The sequence below is a fragment of the Desulforamulus ruminis DSM 2154 genome (genome assembly GCF_000215085.1).
GTDB classification, from domain to species: domain Bacteria; phylum Bacillota; class Desulfotomaculia; order Desulfotomaculales; family Desulfotomaculaceae; genus Desulfotomaculum; species Desulfotomaculum ruminis.
In genome coordinates this window covers 1068864-1088257 of the sequence record NC_015589.1, presented here as the reverse complement: position 1 = coordinate 1088257, position 19394 = coordinate 1068864, and the positions used below count along the sequence as shown (strand labels likewise).

General features: G+C 47.0%; 16 protein-coding genes. 5 read left to right on the top strand and 11 right to left on the bottom strand.

Annotated features, from left to right (window positions below):
* Positions 1 to 33: 33 nt before the first annotated feature.
* From DESRU_RS05375 to DESRU_RS05345, 7 genes are all read right to left on the bottom strand, one after another.
* Positions 34 to 291 carry an RNA recognition motif domain-containing protein gene (locus tag DESRU_RS05375; protein WP_013841100.1) on the bottom strand — a complete coding sequence of 86 codons (258 nt, stop codon included), beginning with the start codon at positions 289 to 291 and terminating at the stop codon, positions 34 to 36.
* A gap of 130 nt (positions 292 to 421) precedes the next feature.
* Positions 422 to 1024 (bottom strand): nicotinate-nucleotide adenylyltransferase, encoded by a 603-nt coding sequence (gene nadD, locus DESRU_RS05370; protein WP_013841099.1) that lies wholly within the window; start codon positions 1022 to 1024, stop codon positions 422 to 424.
* A 163-nt stretch (positions 1025 to 1187) separates the two neighbouring features.
* A complete protein-coding gene (locus tag DESRU_RS05365; RefSeq protein ID WP_013841098.1) occupies positions 1188 to 1673 on the bottom strand; it encodes an HIT family protein in 486 nt (161 codons plus the stop codon).
* 110 nt (positions 1674 to 1783) lie between these two features.
* Positions 1784 to 2350, bottom strand: a complete 567-nt coding sequence (locus tag DESRU_RS05360) for a DUF1847 domain-containing protein (protein ID WP_238446369.1) — start codon at positions 2348 to 2350, stop codon at positions 1784 to 1786.
* Between the two features lie 67 nt (positions 2351 to 2417).
* Positions 2418 to 3371 carry a sulfite exporter TauE/SafE family protein gene (locus tag DESRU_RS05355; protein ID WP_013841096.1) on the bottom strand — a complete coding sequence of 318 codons (954 nt, stop codon included), beginning with the start codon at positions 3369 to 3371 and terminating at the stop codon, positions 2418 to 2420.
* A gap of 20 nt (positions 3372 to 3391) precedes the next feature.
* Positions 3392 to 3808 carry a hypothetical protein gene (locus tag DESRU_RS05350; protein ID WP_013841095.1) on the bottom strand — a complete coding sequence of 139 codons (417 nt, stop codon included), beginning with the start codon at positions 3806 to 3808 and terminating at the stop codon, positions 3392 to 3394.
* A 333-nt stretch (positions 3809 to 4141) separates the two neighbouring features.
* Positions 4142 to 4810: a Crp/Fnr family transcriptional regulator gene (locus DESRU_RS05345; protein WP_013841094.1), complete on the bottom strand. Its 669-nt coding sequence runs from the start codon at positions 4808 to 4810 to the stop codon at positions 4142 to 4144.
* Positions 4811 to 5254: 444 nt separating this feature from the next.
* On the opposite strand from DESRU_RS05345, the gene DESRU_RS05340 reads away from it, so the two are divergent.
* Positions 5255 to 5869 (top strand): DUF998 domain-containing protein, encoded by a 615-nt coding sequence (locus tag DESRU_RS05340; RefSeq protein ID WP_013841093.1) that lies wholly within the window; start codon positions 5255 to 5257, stop codon positions 5867 to 5869.
* A 71-nt stretch (positions 5870 to 5940) separates the two neighbouring features.
* Here DESRU_RS05340 and DESRU_RS05335 read toward each other — a convergent pair whose 3' ends face one another.
* Entirely contained in the window at positions 5941 to 8397 is a 2457-nt protein-coding gene (locus DESRU_RS05335; protein ID WP_013841092.1) for a flagellar assembly protein A, read from the bottom strand.
* A 198-nt stretch (positions 8398 to 8595) separates the two neighbouring features.
* On the opposite strand from DESRU_RS05335, the gene DESRU_RS05330 reads away from it, so the two are divergent.
* Complete coding sequence (locus DESRU_RS05330; RefSeq protein ID WP_238446368.1) at positions 8596 to 9477, top strand: radical SAM protein; 882 nt, start codon at positions 8596 to 8598, stop codon at positions 9475 to 9477.
* A gap of 261 nt (positions 9478 to 9738) precedes the next feature.
* Here the strand turns inward: DESRU_RS05330 and DESRU_RS05325 are convergent, their stop codons facing one another.
* A complete protein-coding gene (locus tag DESRU_RS05325) occupies positions 9739 to 9972 on the bottom strand; it encodes a hypothetical protein (protein WP_013841090.1) in 234 nt (77 codons plus the stop codon).
* A 20-nt stretch (positions 9973 to 9992) separates the two neighbouring features.
* Complete coding sequence (locus DESRU_RS05320) at positions 9993 to 10775, bottom strand: hypothetical protein (RefSeq protein WP_013841089.1); 783 nt, start codon at positions 10773 to 10775, stop codon at positions 9993 to 9995.
* Positions 10776 to 10938: 163 nt separating this feature from the next.
* Between DESRU_RS05320 and DESRU_RS05315 the strand changes: the two genes are divergently transcribed.
* Complete coding sequence (locus DESRU_RS05315) at positions 10939 to 11379, top strand: hypothetical protein (protein ID WP_013841088.1); 441 nt, start codon at positions 10939 to 10941, stop codon at positions 11377 to 11379.
* 25 nt (positions 11380 to 11404) lie between these two features.
* Here DESRU_RS05315 and DESRU_RS19775 read toward each other — a convergent pair whose 3' ends face one another.
* Complete coding sequence (locus DESRU_RS19775; protein ID WP_013841087.1) at positions 11405 to 16024, bottom strand: HAD-IC family P-type ATPase; 4620 nt, start codon at positions 16022 to 16024, stop codon at positions 11405 to 11407.
* Between the two features lie 171 nt (positions 16025 to 16195).
* On the opposite strand from DESRU_RS19775, the gene DESRU_RS05305 reads away from it, so the two are divergent.
* Together DESRU_RS05305 and DESRU_RS05300 are read left to right on the top strand one after the other, a co-directional pair.
* On the top strand, positions 16196 to 18421 hold the full coding sequence (locus DESRU_RS05305) for a heavy metal translocating P-type ATPase (protein WP_013841086.1): 2226 nt from the start codon (positions 16196 to 16198) through the stop codon (positions 18419 to 18421).
* A 196-nt stretch (positions 18422 to 18617) separates the two neighbouring features.
* A complete protein-coding gene (locus DESRU_RS05300; protein WP_013841085.1) occupies positions 18618 to 19304 on the top strand; it encodes a hypothetical protein in 687 nt (228 codons plus the stop codon).
* The last annotated feature ends 90 nt before the right edge of the window (positions 19305 to 19394 follow it).

Below are 19394 nucleotides of genomic sequence, written 5' to 3'. Positions count from 1 at the left end.
CCATTTCCAGAGGAATGGAGGTTTAGAAAACCACTAAGCCCTGCCGGCTTCACGGCTTTTTGCTTCGTTCACGGTGATAACCCTGCCATTCAAATCGGTACCATTTAGGGCAGCTACCATTTTTTCGGCATCCTCATCATTGACTTCAACAAAACCAAACCCCCGAGAACGACCTGTTTCACGGTCTGTAATCACCCGGCTGCTTATCACTTCACCGTATTGTGAAAAAGCCTCTTGTAAATCTTCTGCTTTGGTAGCCCATGGTAGATTTCCTACATATAACGTTGCCACTTAAGTCACCTCTTTCCAGTTGGATCTATGTTTCGGTTGTAAACGTATTATTTGCAAAAGATGACGATGAAATGCGGCTCATTACACGCTAAGTTATTTCCAATTAAGGGAATAAAAGTTTTTCATTGATTTACTTGTAGATTCCATGGGATAAAATATATTCCTCCACAGACTCGGGCAATAAATATTTAATACTTTTATTCTCCCTAACTCTTCTACGAATATCGGTGGATGAAATGGACAGGGCGGGAACCTCCAAGGATATAATATTATCAAGGACCTTCCCGGAAAGGGAACACAAGTTTTTTTTCAGGCCTTTAAGGTCATATCCGGGCCGGGTGGCGGCAATGAAGGTACACATAGCCAGCAGTTCCTCGGCTTTTTTCCAGGTGATGATTTCAAGAACCGCATCCGCCCCGGTGATGAAATAGATTTCTCCTACACCATAACGTTCTTTTACTTCCTTAACCGTATCAATGGTATAGGAAGGCCCGTCCCGCTCCACTTCTAAAGTAGACACCTCAAAAAACCGGTTGCTGGCCGTAGCTAACCGAGCCATATTCACCCTGTGCAGGGGTTCCGATATCCTTTGTCCGGTTTTGTGGGGGGGTCTGGCCGCAGGAACAAAGATTACTTTATGTAAATTAAACTGCTGTCGAACCTCTTCCGCCACCACCAGATGTCCATGATGAATGGGATCAAAGGTTCCACCCATGATGCAGATACGGTTCATGGCTTACTTCCCCTCGCCTATGTTACAGTCATTGTATAAATTGATTAACCAAAAAGCAATACCATAAAAAAAACCCCTGTTTGCACAAGGGTCACAATAAAATAAACCCGCGTAGATTATTGCTTAAACGTATTTTAAGCCGATTGGCTAAAACCTATTCAATTCACTTTACATTTTTCATGGCTGTTATAATTTTATCATAAGTCTTATGCCATGCTTCAGAGATGACCCGGGTATCTCCGATAACAGCCATAAAGTTGCTGTCTCCATCCCAGCGGGGAACCACATGAATATGGAGGTGGCCCGGAATACCCGCCCCGGCTACCTTGCCCAAATTGATACCCAGGTTAAATCCATGGGGGCTGCCAAAGGCGGTGCGGAGCACCCGGACCATCTCTTGGGATACCTTCATTAATTCGGTCAGTTCATCGTCGGTCAGTTCGGAAATATCACCCACATGTCTTTTCGGAGCAATAAGCAGGTGTCCGTTATTATAAGGATATAAATTCATAATGACAAAGGTTTTATCCCCACGATATACCACCAAATTTTCTTTGTCTTCGGTGGAGTTTAATTTCTCACAAAAAATACAGCCTGTTTGAGGTTTCCCAATATATACGGACCTCCAGGGCGCCCATAAATTCTCCATGCGGCCACAGCCTCCTTACGCTACTCTTTACCTCGTAATTCTATTTTAAATTAAAATTCCCTGTTGCCATCCAGAAAATAACCCCGCCACCTGGGCGGGGTTATGTGAATTTATTTCTTTTTGAGGTATTTTTTGCGCAGATAGCTGGAGTAGCACACGGCCAGAGGATTGTGCCCCAGGACACGGTCTTTAACGGCAAAGGTGGTTACCGGAGCCTTAGAGTATTTCTTGAATAAAATATCATGGCCCACACACAATCCCACTTCCAGGTTCAGTTCCGTTTCCTTCTTATTTAACATCTTAGCCTGCAAAACCGGATTGCAGAGGATCTCCACTTTTTCCTCTTTTACTTTAGGAACATCAAAGTCCTCTTTTTTCGGTCCTCCAATTTTACAGCAGGTGGAATGCACCTCAAAGTACTGGGACAAGATTTCCTCCAGTACGGCGGCCTCATCGGCCAAACCCACGCAGAAGGCCATACCGATTTTCTTGTAGCCCATGGCCTGAGCGAACTTAATCACTTCGTCCAGGCGGGACAAATTATTGCCGCACTCTTTTTGAAAATGTCCGCTTAACCGGTGAAAGGGTTTATTTGCTTCTTCCAGGCATTCGTCTATACTCATCTTACCACCGGTGCAATCGAAGCCTTCTTTGTCACACTTATTTCTGGGTTTCATCTTACAGGAAGCACACTTCATTGCGCTGGACCCCCTTGTTAATTACCATGCTGCGGGATTTTTAGATTTAGATACCAATACCCGTGGCTGCTTTAATCATCGGACCAAACATGTATTTAATGCCTACATAGAGAAGCACAAAGGCCAGGAAATATTTTAACTTGCGGCCGTCGATGAACTTGGAAAGATGTGCGGCAACAACGGTACCAATGGCCACACCAACTAATTCAAAAGCCAGGAATGAAAGATCCATTTGACTGCCCATGTTGATATAGTTGGCAATACTGGTTAAAGAAGATACCAGAATGGAAAGTACGGAAGTTCCGGCCACAATATACATGGGGAAACCCATAATACTGGTCATGAAGGGAACCAGCAGAAATCCGCCGCCCACACCCAGGGATGCGGAAATGATGGCCACAATAATACCGGTGATGAAGGGTGTTAAAGCATTGTACTTAAATTCCTGACCGGCAAAGGTGAAGGTATTCTGCATTCCGATTTGACTAAATTTAACACCGATTTCTTTAATTTCATTCAGTTTGCCGGCAGCCTTGAGCTCTTTTACTTTCGCGGCAAAGGCCTTGTTGGCCTCCTTTACACTCTTTTGACTTTCCATAAACTTCTGGGTGCATTCGTAAAACAAACGGAAGGAAATCAACAGGGTAAAGAAGCCGAAATAGGGTTGGAAGGTTTTCATTTCAGCCAAAAAGTTTGAAGAAAAATAAGAACCGATAAGAGCGCCGATAATTCCCCCTAGACCCAGAGCGACGGCAGTGGGAACCACGATCCTTTTTTCACGAAGATATAAAGGAGTCCCGACGATGGGGCTGACAAGGGTTAATACTTGGTTCATGGGTTTTACCATATTGGCTTTTTTAATGCCAAAAACCGTCATATGACCTACACCGGCTAAAATCCCACCCGCTGCGCCTACGGTGGTAAATACATACCCTACAAAAATACCCCAGAGAATCAGGGCGATAGGGCTGGCATCAACTCCGGCCATTGAAAAATGCATAATAGAAATCCTCCATTCTTCTATTTTTCTGTTAATCCAGAGACAGGGTCTAAAGCAACCCGGGGACGAAACTTCACCCAGATGCCTTTACAGAACTTTACAAAGTAAAATAATACATAAGCCATTAAATAAGCTGCAAAAATATGAATTTCCCAGTCAACCACCGGAAGGGTAATCGTCTTCCACTTCATACTGATTAACCAAATAATTAAAATATGAGGAAGCAAACTATAAATCGCATCCACAGCAATGGCGGTTAAATAATCAAAAAACACTTCCCTCATTTCCGTTTGCAGAGACCGGTAGGCTGCCACGTCTCCTATCTCAACCGCCACATTGGAAAGTTCATCCAGTTCCTGGTATTGTTTCTTCAGACGTTGTATCTTTTTTCCATGGGGGTCTTTAAGAGCTTTCAGCAACGAAATTACTTTATCCATGGCACATGCCTCACTTACATTTATTTTCCCAATCGCAAGAAATCAGAAACAAGTATGAAATCTAAAATAATTCTTTCATTTATCCCCCTCTCTCTTTTTACATTTTTTTCGCGATTACCTTGTTAATAAAATATCAAACTTTCGTCCTGTATTCATGTCACACCCACGACTCTATTTATGTCATTATTTTTACTTATTTTTTGTCTTGTATTTTACATTTAAAATGTCATACGTAGGACAGAATGCTATTTTTTCTTAACGATCCTTTATCCTGACGAAAAAATAGAGAAGAGGCTGGTCATTAACCAACCTCTTCCCGGATGGATTATTCCATTAAACAATCCACTTCGTCAGCTTCTCATTATCGAGAATATACATCTCCCGTCCTTCAATGGCAATGCTTTTTTCCTGTTTAAAGGTGTTCAGCAAAGACGTTACGGTCTGCCTGGAGGTGCCGATCATGCAGGCAATTTCTTCATGAGTCAGACGCAAATCAATTTTTGTGCCATTCTCCGATTCAATTCCTGCCCGCTCCGCCATTTTTAATAACAACATGGCTAAACGTCCCGGGACCTGCCAGCACACCATTTCATGAATAATGGCTTCCGCCTCTCTCATTCGGACACCGAGGGTTTTAGCCACTTTAATGGCAATGGAGGGATGCTGTTCAAGCAGTTCCTCAAACCGGCCCTTGCGCACCACCACCAGTGTGGCGTCATTAATGGCTCCGGCAAAGCAGGTACGCTCCCCGTGATAAAGCGTTTCCGCCAAGCCCATTAATTCTCCGGGACTTCTCATGCTACCCACGGTCACCCTTCGGCCATCGGCGGTAATACGGTAAATTTTCACAAAACCCTCTTCAATCAAATAAATCCGGTCGGCAGTATCCCCGGCGGCAAAGATAATCTGTCCTTTAGGGTAATGAACAGCAGACCCATATTCTCTAATCAGGTTCTTTTCATGTTCTTCCAAGGCTAAAGGCTCATAATTGATGTTTTCCATCCAGAGCATCCCTCCTGAACCGGTAGGTAATTTTGAAAAATTTATAGATCCTCATGCTGAGGTTGAAAAACAACATTACCAAAAGGTCTATCCAATTCTTATATTCTAACTCAGTTTACCGGGAATCATCAACAGTTAATAAAAATTTATAGGATTCTTTTATGGTTTACCGGTATAAAGGATTTTACCCAAGAAAAGCAGTTGGGAGATTTTTAGAGTGATTGTTTAAACCAAGACTTTATACCAATAATAACTACGGACGAAAACACACCGTTCTAATTGGATTTTTTGCATGCTAAAAAAATTATTTTTTAAATACTTTATATACATACCATAATTATACAGGCTTTTGCTTCATATACCAAATGTTTAATCAGCCTCAATTTATCTAAAAGCAAGTATTTATGCCGGAAAATTCAAGTTTTGCCATAGGGTAGCAAAAAGATGAAAAAACCACAGGCCTTATTAGGCGTCCTTGCTCCTTTAGTCTATTTGTGGGCAGTCATTTTAGGCGGTTTGCTCCAAAAAGACTACAGTCATGTGACCCAAGCGATCAGTGAATTAACCACCCGGAACGCTCCGTACAAAGTGCTGTTGGATGGCCTCTTTACCATCTACAATTTTTTCATTATCTTTTTTGGGGTTTTGGCCTTCCTATCCCTAAAAAAATTCAATCTGAAAAGCCTTATGACGTCCATGATTTTATTATCGCTTACCGGGGTCTTTGGCCTGCTGATGGGATTTTTCCCTATGGATAAAAGGGGCTCGGAAGCGACCTGGCAAGGCATCCTGCATATCATTCTGGCAGGCATACTGTCTCCCACGACTCTATTGGTCCTATTACTGTCTGGTCTTGGTTTCAGGCGGGTCAAAGGCTTGGAAGGATTTGCGGCTTATTCCCTCTGGTCCGCCTTTGGCCTTTTCATTACAGGAATACTGGCTGCTTTCAGTGCAGCCAATGGATTCTTACTAACCGGGTTGCTGGAAAGGCTCACCATCGGAGCTTTTTTACAGTGGATCACCGCGCTGTCCCTTCAGTTTTACAGAAAATTTTTGTGACGGATAGTGCAAAATCAAGTCCAAGTTTAGCAAAATAAATCCCGCCGTCTCATGCTTCGGCGGGGCTGAAATTAATAATTGCTTAACTTTAAATTGTTGTCATCATCCAAAAATATTTCAACCCGGGTTAGCCGGTCTTCCAACACTTTACTCCTCCTGCCTACCTGAACGCATACGCCGGGGTAAACAACATCCAGCTTAATCTTTTTCCCTTCAGCTACCGCCAGGCGAGTTTTGGTACCCATTTCCGAACCCGCTTCGCAAATGTACAAATAATCACCGGCGTAAATGTTTCCTCCCCTAAACACACCGGTTATGCTTACCGCCCCGCCGGAGTGGATTCCTGTATTAAAACAACCGGGTCCGTTGACCTGAACATCACCGGGGCTGGCAATGGTGGAATTCAAAGCACAGGTTAACCGAATGGTGCCATGGGAGTGGCTGACGGAATCTACATAATTTAACACATCCCGAATATTATCTATACAGCTCTTGAAATCCTCGGGGCCTGTAAAATTAATGATATTGATTCCCACCAGTTGGTTAACGGCACCCGTCAACATCTCTTCATAAACTCCCAAAAGCTTTAGATCATATTCCTTCAGCTTTCTTTCCAGGGTTTCGGCGTAACTAAGCTCTTGCCTATATTTTTTTTCCTTTAAAAAGGTCAGGATGTGCCCAAAACGAACCTTCTGGGTACTGGAAATATAACGGTAGTTTTCCAGCGCCACCCCATAGACCTTATCCAAATACTGGTACAGCCGCTTGATCAGGGGCTCGATGGCTTGGGTCAGAATAACAAAACCGCCGGCAATCAGCTCACCGTTTACCACATTGCCCTTAACAATAATATTGGACCCGGCCGTGACCTTGGCTCCAGTCACCAAACTGGACACAATAACATCCCCGGTGGCGCTGACACTCATGCCGTTATCCACACAGCCTGCAATTTGAACATTGCCCCGGAAACGAATGTTGCCTGTTCCCAAATTGACATCACCAGGATGGTATAATACCGAATCAACAGTAACGGTCCAGTTGACGCCCCTCTTTTTGACCTTCGGCAACCCCTCTGTGACTGCAAAGGCTTTTTTACCATCGTCGGTCAGTTCCACTCCTTTGCCGGCCAGTAAATTAAATTGGACCGGTTCTGTGGGGGGAATAATCCGGCCGCTGACATCCTTGCCCGGCAGACCCATTTGCGGATCATAATTTAAGGCCAAGGGATCACCAACGCCAACCGTAGGTAGTTTATTAATTTCCTTAAAATCAATGTTCCCTGCGTTTTCTAAAGTCTTGGCCATATCCAGGGATTCATCAAAGAATAATTCAACCTTACCGTCTTCAGGGAGGGTGGGAGCCTGACCCCTGGCAACCTCCACCATTCCGTCGTAAGGATATTCAATTAACTGCTTAATAATGGTATAATCAATGCCATACTCAACGCCCTGTTTCTGGAGTAATTTCAGGATTCCTTCAAAATTAACGGGAGCAAATTTGGTCCGTTTTTGTTGTGCTCTGAGAACCAAACAATGACTGGCCCCGGCATCCATTAATTTATATGAAATTAAATCATCGGTTTTAATTTCCAGGTAAGCCGACAGCTTATCCTGGGAAACATGCACTTTAATAAATCCGGGCTCCTTATGGGAAAGAGGCAATACCTTGATCTCATCGGCTGCGGAGACTTCTATGGCTGCCTCCACGGGCACTCCGTTGACATGAATAGTAATGCCTGTACAGGGAGTAAGGGTTGCTTTGGCCTGACCCTGCTCGGGATCTTTGACAAAAATTTGTCCTTCCTGAACCCAGGCCAATCCGTGCCGGGCGGCGGATTCCGGCTTTCCTCCAGCAACAACGCCCTTCCCCGGCGCCGGTTGAAGGTCAAGCTTTTTCAGAGCCTCTTCGGGACTTAGTAGATTTTGCTGATCCAGCCAATGCACAAAGGCCGCCACCACCGCAGGGTCAAACTGGGTAAACACCATTTTTTCAAGTTCCGTCACCGCATCCTTCAGGCACAGGGATTTCTTGTAACACCGGTCTTCCGTCATGGCGTCAAAGGCGTCGGCTACGGCAATGATTCTTGACAGCAGGGGAATATTTTCACCCTTTAAGCCGTAGGGATAACCGGTACCGTCGTACCTCTCATGGTGGCATTCCACCGCCTGGGCCAAATCCTTGATTAGTGGAATGGATCTTATGATATCGGCACTTCTTTTGGAGTGGGTTTTCACCAGATCAAATTCTTCCCGATCCAGCTTGCCCGGTTTAAAAAGCACTTTCTCGGAAATGCCAAATTTGCCTACGTCATGAAAGATTCCTACAATGTAAAGGGATTTCAGTTGAGCCTTATCCAGCCCCATGGCTGTACCGATGGCAAGGGCATACAGCGCCACATTGCGGGAATGTCGTCCGGTGGTCTTATCCCTGAGGTCAATGGTTGCCAGCAGCATATCGGCGATTTGTTTTAATTCCTCTTCAATTTCCGGAATGGGAAGCTTAATCATCGACGTCAGGGAATAATCCATTATTATTTTTCACAACCTTCCAAAATAACTCTGAAACTTATTCTTATTTAAAATTACTAGATCAACTACAATTTGTAAATAAAAATGTTATTTTTTCCATGGGCTTCAACTATCATATCTTTTTAATGTTAAAAATCAGGTGCAAGAATCTTTAAAAATTATTTAATGCCATTGTTGAAGAATAAGGAAAGACCTATTATGAAGGAGCGACCCATGATGGCCAGCAAGGAACCAAGCATCTTTCGTCCCCCCGGCGAAGCAAACAGTTTTCTTTTGCGCGTGACCCAGGGCTGTTCCCATAATCAGTGCACCTTTTGCAGCATGTACCGGCAAGTCCGGTTTAGAGTAAGATCCTGGACAGAAGTAGAAAAGGAAATCATTCAGACCGCCCTTCATCATCCTTTTCTGCGGCGGGTTTTTCTAGCGGACGGAAACGCCCTGGTCCTGGGTACAGCCAAATTATTAAACATTATCAATACACTGCACAGGCATTTTCCAAAGCTATCCCGGGTAACTTGTTACGCTGCTCCCGGGGATATTTTAAAAAAATCTCCACAAGAATTGGACGCATTAAAACAAGCCGGTTTACGAATGATCTATATGGGCATTGAAAGCGGTGATGATGGGGTTTTGGCGGCAGTAAACAAAGGGATCACTTCCGACGGCATCATAACCGCTGGGCAAAAGGTTTTACAGGCCGGTATGAAACTCTCCACCATGGTGATCCTGGGTTTGGGAGGCCGGGAAAAAAGCAGGGTCCATGCTGCTAACACCGCTCAGGTCATTAGCCTTATTAACCCCACCATGCTGAACTTCCTAACCCTGACCCTTTATGACGGTACACCTCTAAAGGAAGAAGCCAGCAAGGGCAACTTTCAACCTTTAACCCCGCTGGAAACCTTGTTCGAACTAAAGGAGATACTGGAACAAGTCTCGTTGGTCCGGCCTTGTATTTTACGCAGCGATCATCTGTCCAACCCTTTACCCTTAGCCGGTATCCTGCCCAAGGATCAAAAAAATCTTTTGCAGGATGTTGCATCGCTCCTGCCAACCCTGCAGATAAGGTCCCCTTTTTTGTGATATGAAAAGTGAAAGGGATTGTTGCAAAAAACTAGAATGGTGGGATTGCGCAGCCTTTATTTCCAAAATAAAAAAACAATAGAACGCGGATTTTACGGATTTCCGCGGATTCCCACAGATTTTATAATTTTAATTAAAATCCGCGGAAATCCGTAAAATCCGTTTAATCCGTGTTCTATTTCTTTTTTGCCGATTGTTCCTATGTTATCTGCCGTTCTTGAAGCGCACTGCAAAGTCGTTTTGCGACAGTTCCTTCATTTCTTACCGGAACCATATATTGCGAAAGGAAATATCCTGCAGCAGATTTTGCCCGGTCTCCTTGCCTCGTTTCATAATATAACCGATAAATGCCTTTAAAAAGCTCTCCCAAATGCGTGCCACCATTTTGGCATCGGCCTTGCTGCGTGCCCGGATCACCATGCTGGCGTCCACAGCCCGCCGCAAATCCTCCAGCACCTTGGAGAGATGGGTGGTTAATTCATCTGCACCGGTCAATCACCCTCCTCCTTTTCCTCTCATTCCGATTGATTGGAAGGCGGCTTCTCCTGGGTCATTCTGGAAACCGAATCCTTTAGCCGATTAAAGTTTGCTTCGCTGACAATATCCTCAAATTCCTCTTTGGCCTGGGTAAAAAAACCTTGGGCACGGTCTGTTACTTCTATGGTTTCTTCCACCGCCTTACGGGCCAGACCCCGCATGGATTTTCCCAATGAGGGTAGAAACAGTAGTCCCAGCAGCGATGCCCCCACACCCCAGCCAAAACTGCGGCGATCAATGGTTTTTACCGGCTCGGTCAGTCGGTTGAAAAAGCCGCCATATCCTTCCGCCCCATTGCCTGCCTGCAAACTCTGCACTAAATCGGGCACACCCATTCCCTGCTGGCGGGTCTCCTGCAGCAATTCATAAACCATTTGTCTTAACCGGGGATCCGGGGTTTGTCCCCCGGGGCGGTTCATAGCGCTCACAGACCTCAGTTCATTTAAGAGGTTTCTTCTTAGCAGCATCCGTTGGCGCTGATAGTCGTATTCCTCCTGTTCAGCCCAATCCAAATCAAATTCGGGAGGTCTTCGATTTCTATACATCGGCGCCGGTGCAGGACACCAGCCCCAATATCGTCCGGGCCCCATCCCCCTGCCCCGTCCATACCTGCGTCCACCGTACCCTCCGAATTCTTGACGATCAAAATTAGCGTTATAATTGTTTTCCTGCCATTCTCTTCTCGCCTCTAAGTCATTTAAAATCTCTTCTTTAAGTTGACCCATCATTTCCGGGTCGTAAGCATTATTCTGGGTCTGCATTACTTTTGATTTAACCCCCTCTCTTGTTAATAAATGTAATATTCCCTTAAAATTGTTAATTATTACAATGACTTAGCATGGTTTTGCGAACCTTTCTCTTCGTATTGCGAAAGGCAAGAAGGTAAAAACTAAACTAAGTTTTAAAATAAGGAGGTGAGAAAAAATGCGGTGGTTAGTGGCCAGGCCATTACAAACACTGTCTCCCTTAGGACTGGTGGCCGTAGGAACCGTAGTTGGAATCGTTGGAGTGCCGGCTCTAAAAAAGACCGCCCGGGGCATTGCCGTTATGACCGTCAGAGGCGCGCTTGCTATAAATGATGTAATGAAGGGTACCCGTAACTCCGTAAGCCAAGGTTTTAATGATATCATGCAGGAAGTCCGGTCAAATTCGGACGAAGTCACACCGAGCAGCCGCACCGTATTCCAGCCAGTGGAAGGAGGCAATTTTACAACCCCACCTTCCCATGCTGGAAGAACCACCCAGGATGTGGCCGAAACCCATCCGGTGGGGAATGAAATGAAGAATTCCCTTTCTAAAAATCGGGCGAAACCCATTGCCAGCAAAACAAAATCTAAAAAAGCGAATGAGGAAGGTCTAAAATAGATTCATGAACATTCATCCGCTGCCCCTAAGAAATGGGCAGCGGATGAATGTTCTTTTTGGTTTGTCTAAGCCTTCTGCTTTGCCAAGAGGCTGTCAAAAACTTATCAAAAATATAGGTTACACCGGAAGCTCCGAACACGGTGATTAAATCCGCCGGACCCAGGGAGGAAGTTTTGAAGATTCTCCTTCCCACCGGCAAATAGAGAGCCCCGGCCAGCAGCACCGCAGATAAAGCGAGGGAACCCAGCAGATACCGGCTGTATTTCTCTTTTCGGCTCCGCTCACTGCATTCCAGGGAAAACAACAATTTACTGGTGATAAAAGAAGCCAGCAGCACCGTCCGTGCCCGTCCTAAATCCCCCTGTTTTAAAACCCGGTGATAGGTTTCCAAACCCACCAGCCCGGTGGCAACACCCCGGGTGAAGATTTGCCGGCCCAACCCGTTGTCAAAAAAGCCTTTTTGGGTTGACCTGGGCGGTTGCTTCATCAGCCGCGGGGTTGGCGGTTCCACTCCCAGGGCCAGAGCCGGCAGACCGTCCCCCAGTACATTCAGAAAGAGCAGTTGGATGGGAAGCAGCGGCATTTCCAGACCCAAAAGCACCGCCAGAAAAACAATCAATACCAGACCGACGTTGGTAGCCAGCAGATAACGGACAGAACGGCGAATATTGCCGTAGATTCCCCGTCCCTGTTCCACCGCAGACACCAGGGTAGTAAAATTATCATCGGCTAAAACAATATCGGCAGCCTGCTTGGTTACATCGGTTCCCGATTTTCCCATGGCCACTCCGATATCTCCTTCTTTTACCGCCGGGGCATCATTAATGCCGTCTCCCACCATGGCCAGGATTTCTCCCTGACTCCGGAAGGCCTTCACCAAACGAAGTTTTTGTCCGGGCAATACTCTGGCAAAAACCCGGATGTCCCGAATGGTCGCCGTCAACTCATAATCGTTAAGCCGGTCCATCTCGCTTCCGGTCAGTACTCGAGAATTATCGGTAATCCCCACCATCCTGGCAATGGCCAGGGCGGTATGAGGGTGGTCCCCGGTGATCATAGCCACTTTAATCCCTGCCCGGTGACAGGTGGCCACCGCTTCCTTAACTCCTGGCCGCGGTGGATCAACCATTCCTACCAGTCCAAGTAAAACTAGATCCTCCTCCGGGTCCTCCAGTTCCGGCTGAGGCAGGGGTTTGTAGGCCATGGCCAAAACCCGCATAGCCTCTCCGGTCATCTTCTCGTTGGCCTCCATGACTTCGGCCCGTTCTTTCAGGGTCAGAGGCGCTACCCCGCCGTTCCTTTGCATCTGGGTACAGCGCTGAATGATCATTTCCGGAGCCCCTTTGATAAAGGCCACGGTTCCATGCTTTTCTTCCCGGCAAAGGGCGGTCATCCTCAACCTTTCCGCGTCAAAGGGCATTTCCCGGATGCGACGCCATTTCTCTCTTAATTCTTTATAATTGATCTCCTGGTGTACGGCCGCCAGCAACAGTGCTCCTTCGGTGGGATCTCCGTCCACCCGCCAGTGGGATTTTTCTTTGGCCGATCCAGGACGGTTCCAGAGCAGATTGGCGTCATTGCATAATATTCCCGCTGTCAACAGCGCTCTAAGATCCTCCGGGTTCCCCTCACTCCCAAGGGGTTTAAGCATCGGTTGATCCATTTGGGCCTGCCACCACTGACCGCCGGTATAGGCTGCTTGAATTTGCTGACGGTTTTGTGTTAAGGTCCCGGTTTTGTCTGTACAGATAAGGGTAGCGCTGCCCAGGGTTTCCACGGCGGGCAGTCGACGCACAATGGCATTTTCCCTGGCCATTCTCCGTACACCGGAGGCCAGGGCAATGGTCACCACTGCCGGCAGCCCTTCCGGTATGGCCGCAACTGCTAGACTGACTCCGGTTAAAAACATTTTAAAAAGGGAGCCTCCCCGGAGGATTCCCGCCAGCACCACCAAACCGCTGACCGTCAGACAGTATTTCAGAATAACTCCGCCCACCTGGGCCATCCGGTTTTGTAAAGGAGTGAGTTCCTGTTCCTGCTGATTTAACATGCCGGCAATTTTTCCGATTTCGGTAGACATCCCCGTGGCAATCACCAGACCGGTTGCTTTTCCCCGGGTTATATTGGTGCCCATAAAAACTAGATTCTCACAGTCTAACAGGGGAATGCAGTCCGCCATCCGGCTGGCTTTTTTGACAACCGGATAAGCCTCTCCGGTTAAGGCGGATTCCTCCACTTCCAGTCCATGGGCTTCTATCAGACGCAAATCGGCGGGAACGCCATCTCCCTGTTCCAGTAAAACAACGTCCCCGGGCACCAGTTCACCGGCAGACACCCGCAGAATTTTACCATTTCTTTTTACTCTGGCTGTAGGAGCGGTCATTTTATTTAAAGCACGCAGCGCTCCTTCGGCTTTTTGTTCCTGCAGTACACCCAGTACGGCATTAATGACCAGAATGCTGGTGATCGCCAGGGCGTCGCCGAATTCACCCAGCAGCGCGCACACTCCGGCAGAAGCCACCAGGGTTTTGACCAAAAAATCCTTAAACTGACCCCAAAGTTTTTGCCAGAAACCCGAAGGGTTTTCCTCCTGCATTTTATTAAAACCAAATTGGGCGATTCGCCTGCGAACTTCATGCCCGGTTAAACCCTCGACCAAATCCGTTTTCAGTTTATGTAAAATTTCTTCTACGGACAAACTGTGCCAATTGCTGCACTGATAGGGCTGCAGATGATTTTCTTTAGCCAAGGCTTGTCCTTCTTCGGCTGCCAGGGCGGCGGCAATTTCCCCCTTGGTGCCTGAATATACCGAATCATCCATTCTCCGCCGGTTTTTACGTCCGGATAACAAGCGCAGAGAATTGGCGCCCACCGCGATGGAAGTCAAATTATTATAAACATTGGCGCTCATGGGAGAGAGCCAGCCCATGGCCCCCAGGGTCATCCCCACCGCATTGGCCGCCCGAACCAGGGCCAGGTTTTGCTTGGCCCTCTGTTCCGCCCTTAAGGCCAAGCGGAAAGCCTCCGGTAACAACGGCAGATCGGACATTAGCACATCTGCCCCCACCGGACTCAGACCTTGGCTAAGGCAAATGCTTAGAAGGGCCTCCTCGGATAATTTCGGCTCTTCATCACCGTCCATAACTACAGCTACTTTACGCCCCTGTTGGCTTAATTTTCTGATGATTTCAAGCTTTTCCCCAGGGGAGGACGGGCACCAGATATGGGTCAGCCCTAATTCCCTGACCGTCTGTTTTAGCACCGCATGTTCCGGTTTCACAAATAAACCAATATGAGGCATACCCAAGGCCCGCAGTTCGCGAATCATTTGGCGGAGCCCAGAGGCTTGACTTTGTTGAATGCCGACGACCCCTACCAGCTTACCTTGAAAAGCCACATACAGGGGCATCTGGGACAAATGCTGCATCCGTTTTGCCTTATAAGCAGCCTCCCTAATTTCAATGCCTTCCTTGACGAAGGTCTCCTCGTCCCCCACCAAAACCGTCCCGCTCTTGGAACCTGGGTTTCTTGCTTTATAATGAATGTTTCGGACTCTCTTTAACAGCAGGCTGAAAGGGTCTCTATTCTCTGCAGCGGCCCGCCCTATGAGAGCTTTCAGTTGCTCCTTACTGCTGTCGGACGTCGGAAAAAGATCTCCCAGGCAGTAGGTCATCGCGTTGTTGAATATTTCTGTTCCGGAAAAGATAACCGTATCCACTCCGCAGAGCCGTTCCAGTGTGCGTGGTTCCCGGAAAAAGATTCCCTTTTTACTTCCTTTGGCCATCACCGTTGTCACTGCCGTGGCAGCAGATATTCCGGCGGGAGACGGGTTGGCTGCCAGCAGCATGGCCAGGGACCGTTGAAATCCCCCTTTGCCGCCGGTGAGTCCTGCCAGGGAAGCCATTCCCAGGGTGGGCAGCATCACCTTGCGACCATACTCCTGGCCGGCCTCATCCCATTTTAAAGAAGTTTCCCTTGTTTCAGGCCGTGCCCCGGGTAACTGGGGCAGCATTTTGCGGTAATTCCTGAACACCAGAGATTGCCCCAAAGCCGTCAGGTTGGCCAGGGTTAGCACCAGTAATCCCGGTACGCTTTCCCGCAGCAAAATGGTTCCTAGAGCCAGACCACTGATCAGTAAATCATGATTGATTTTTCCCTTGGCCAATCCCTGAAATCCGCTGCGCAGGACAGGGTATCCGGAAATAATGGCGGTCACTGCGGCCACATTAAAAATGTGTGCATTTTGAGCCAGGGCGGTTCTACCGTACAAGGAATGTTTCAGTCCCAGATAAGCCAGCACACCGCCTCCCAAAGCCACATTCAACCATTGCCTGCGGATGGGTAAATCCTCCGGTTCTATCGGTTTCCGGGCTACTCGTTCCTCCTCTCTTAATCCTCTTGGTTCTTTTCCCTTGGTCCTGGAAGTAATTTTATTTAGAAACTTCAGAAGAACTCCCGGAGCAAGCCGGTCCTGAGCATACACTACCATCACCCTACCGGTCAAAGGATTGGCGTGTACCTCCCGAATTCCCGGCAGTTGCTTTGTCACTCGGGTTATGACTGCGCTCAAAGAAGGATTTTTCTTCAATTCAGGCAGATCTATTCTTATTCGGCCAGGCAGGGAATGAACGACTTTAACGCTCATTCTTCATCTCCTCTCGCAAGGATGCTAAACGCTATTTTTCTCTTCTTTATCATTTTTTATCAGAAAAATATCGTAAATCTCCTGTAAAGAAATATGCGGCGTTATTTGCATAAAATTCTGGCAAATTCCCAACTCTAATATGCGAGGTTTTTCCCATATAGGAGGACGGTAATGGCTTATCTATTTATTAAACATCATCTCCCGGGAAGAGTTCGGCTAGCAGTGCCCCTGCTGAGAAATAGAAAAGGATTGTGCCGGCAGTTGGAAAGCTTTTTAACCCTTTTACCGGAAATACATAGTAGCAAAGCAAATCCGCTTACCGGTTCCGTGCTTATACACTACCGCCCCCGGAGTTTTTCTCCTCGCTCTTTGCTTTTTATTACAGGAAACTATTTAAATCAGGCTGCCGGCCAACGATCGGAGGCCGCAGCAGCCTTCTGCGGTGGTCAGGCCTCGTTGGCCCCCGGCGATGAAAAAAAAGTGCCGGTTAAAACAATGGCCCCTGATGAACTGCCCATTCCTTTACAGGTGGCCCAGGTGACTCTGGGAGCCCTTGTTTTGTCGGTACTCACCCTGCGTAAATTCTTGGGTAAAAAGGGACATGGACACGGTGGAAGGGGATTTAATTTCTGTTCCGCAGCTACCTTGTTGGCCGCCTATCCCATTATGCGCAGCGGGATTAAAGGCATTGTGCAAGAAAAAAGGCTAAACAACGACCTTTTAATCAGTGTTGCCACCTTGGTAGCACTGATGATGGGGGAAGGGATCACCGCACTGGTGGTGGTCTGGCTGATTAATCTTAGTGAATTACTACAGTCTTATACCCTGGACCGCTCCCGCAGAGCCATCCGGAAACTGCTTACCAGTAAAAATGAGCAGGCCTGGCTGCTGGTTGACGATACCCAGGTAGCCGTTCCGGTAGATCGTCTAAATCCCGGCGATATTGTTGTGGTTCACCCGGGCGGAAAAATCCCGGTGGATGGCAAGGTTCTTTCCGGTACTGCGGCGGTAAACCAGGCGCCCATTACCGGCGAGTCCCTGCCGGCACACAAAAATCAGGGAGATTTTGTCTATGCCGGCACGGTGGTTGAGCAGGGTTCCATCCATATTTACGCGGAAAAGGTTGGAGACAAAACGGCGTTGGCCAGAATTATTCACCTGGTGGAAGAGGCCGGCAACAAAAAGGCTTCCATCCAGAATCTGGCGGATGCTTATTCTTATAAAATTGTCCCGCTTTCCTTATTACTGGCTTCTCTGGTTTTCCTGGTTACCAGGGATATCCACCGTACCATGACCATCCTTATTGTGGCTTGTCCCTGTGCCGCAGGTCTTGCCACTCCTACCGCCATCAGCGCCGCTATGGGAAATGCGGCCAGCAGAGGCATCTTAATTAAGGGAGGATGTTATTTAGAAGCGGCAGGCAGGCTGGACACCGTTCTTTTTGACAAGACCGGTACCCTTACGGAGGGTTGCCCGGAAGTAAGTACTTACGCTTCCCTGGATGACCATTACACTCCGGAACAAATTGTTGCCATTGCGGCAGCCGGCGAAATGCATACAAACCATCCCCTGGCCCAGGCTGTTATTGAAAAAGCCCGGCAAATAAAAGAAGAAATCCCCGCCTATCAGGATAAAGAACTGATCATTGGCAAGGGTTTAAAGTTTAATCTAAACGGCCAGCAGATCCTGGTGGGCAATGACCGCTTAATGGCAGAAGAACAAATTGATATCAGCCGGGGTGAACACTTTGCCAAAAATATGAGCGGCCGGGGCGAATCCATTATTTTTGTGGTCCGGGAGCAAAAGCTCCTGGGGTTAATCGGGGTGCGGGATACCCTGCGTAAGCAGAGTAAATATGCCATACAAAAGCTGAAAGCAACCGGTGTAAAAGACATCGGCTTAATCAGCGGCGACAACTTCCACTGTGCTCAATCGGTGGGTCAGGGTCTGGGACTAACCAGTGTATGGTCGAACATGCTGCCCGAAGATAAGGTGAAGGTAGTTCAGGAGAAGCAGCGCAAGGGTCTGGTGGTGGCCATGGTGGGCGAGGGCATTAATGACTCTCCGGCCCTGGCGGCTGCGGATATCGGCATCGCCATGGGTGTCAAAGGCACCGATGTGGCCGTGGAATCCGCCGATGTAGTCCTGTCCGGGGATGACCCGGCGAAAGTAGCACAGTTAATCCAATTGAGCCGGCGCACCTTGCAGGTGATTCACCAGAATTTCGCTTTTGCCATCGGAGCCAACGCCCTGGGCATCACCCTGGGCACGTTAAAGATTATTTCTCCCTTTGCCGCAGCCTTACTTCATAACGCCAGTACACTGGCGGTGGTGATTAATTCCACCGGTTTAATCACCTACAAAAAGAAAAATCTAAAAAAACGCCTTTCTTCGTAAAAGGGGAAAGGTGTTTTTTTACAGGATGTAAATTTAATTTATCCTTAACAGATCTTTAAAAAAGTTTTTGTACAATACAGTAGAAAGATTAAAATCTCTACGGCAATTTCTTTTTCTTCCGGGATTGACCAAAGAGCAAATCTAGTTTATAATAATGATAATCATTATCATAAACCACGGTGGAGGTAATTATAGTATGATAAACCGTGATACCTTTTGGAACAGAACAGAGTATGACTATGAACAGGATTTCACTGCTCTGATTGAAGCCGGTCAACGAACTATCGACTGGTCTCTTAAAATATATTTTAAGAATATGAAGAAAAGTATGCCCCTTTTCATTGAAAAACTGCTTAAAGAAGAAAAATTTGATTTTAACAAGGGATTTGCCAGTTTCTTTTTGCACAAAACCGAAGTTGCCGAACTGGTAAAAGATCTTGAAGAACATATCAACCTGGATATTATTTCTCTACAAAACAAATGGCTTCCGCATATTAAACTGACAAGCCCTGATCTAAACATCTCCTTTGATTTCTTTACAGAGATTTTAAAAGAACAGAGAAGAACCGTCCAACTTTGCAAACAAGTTGAAAAAACCATGCACCGGCTCACTTTCAAAACTCTTTCCGGCGTAACCTCTTCCTTTATGCCCAAAGGAAGTTTGATCAATCCGCTGCTGGTTAACAAAGTAACCGCTGCCATGGCCCTTGATACGGCTAAATCTTCCGGTGACTTATTGCAAAGCATCCTTGCCGGTTCGTTAGATAATCTTGAACATGATTGGAAGGAACAATTTAAATATCAACTAGCTGACCAGTTATATCATTGGTTTGACCGGTATATCGCTGAGCAAAAAAACCTTGAACAGGTCGTTAATCAATAGTCTATGCTAGGCCGCTCCAATATAGATAGAGATTGGGAATGAAAATTTTCCCAATCTCTTTTTCTTTTAGAGTGGATAAATTAATAAAAT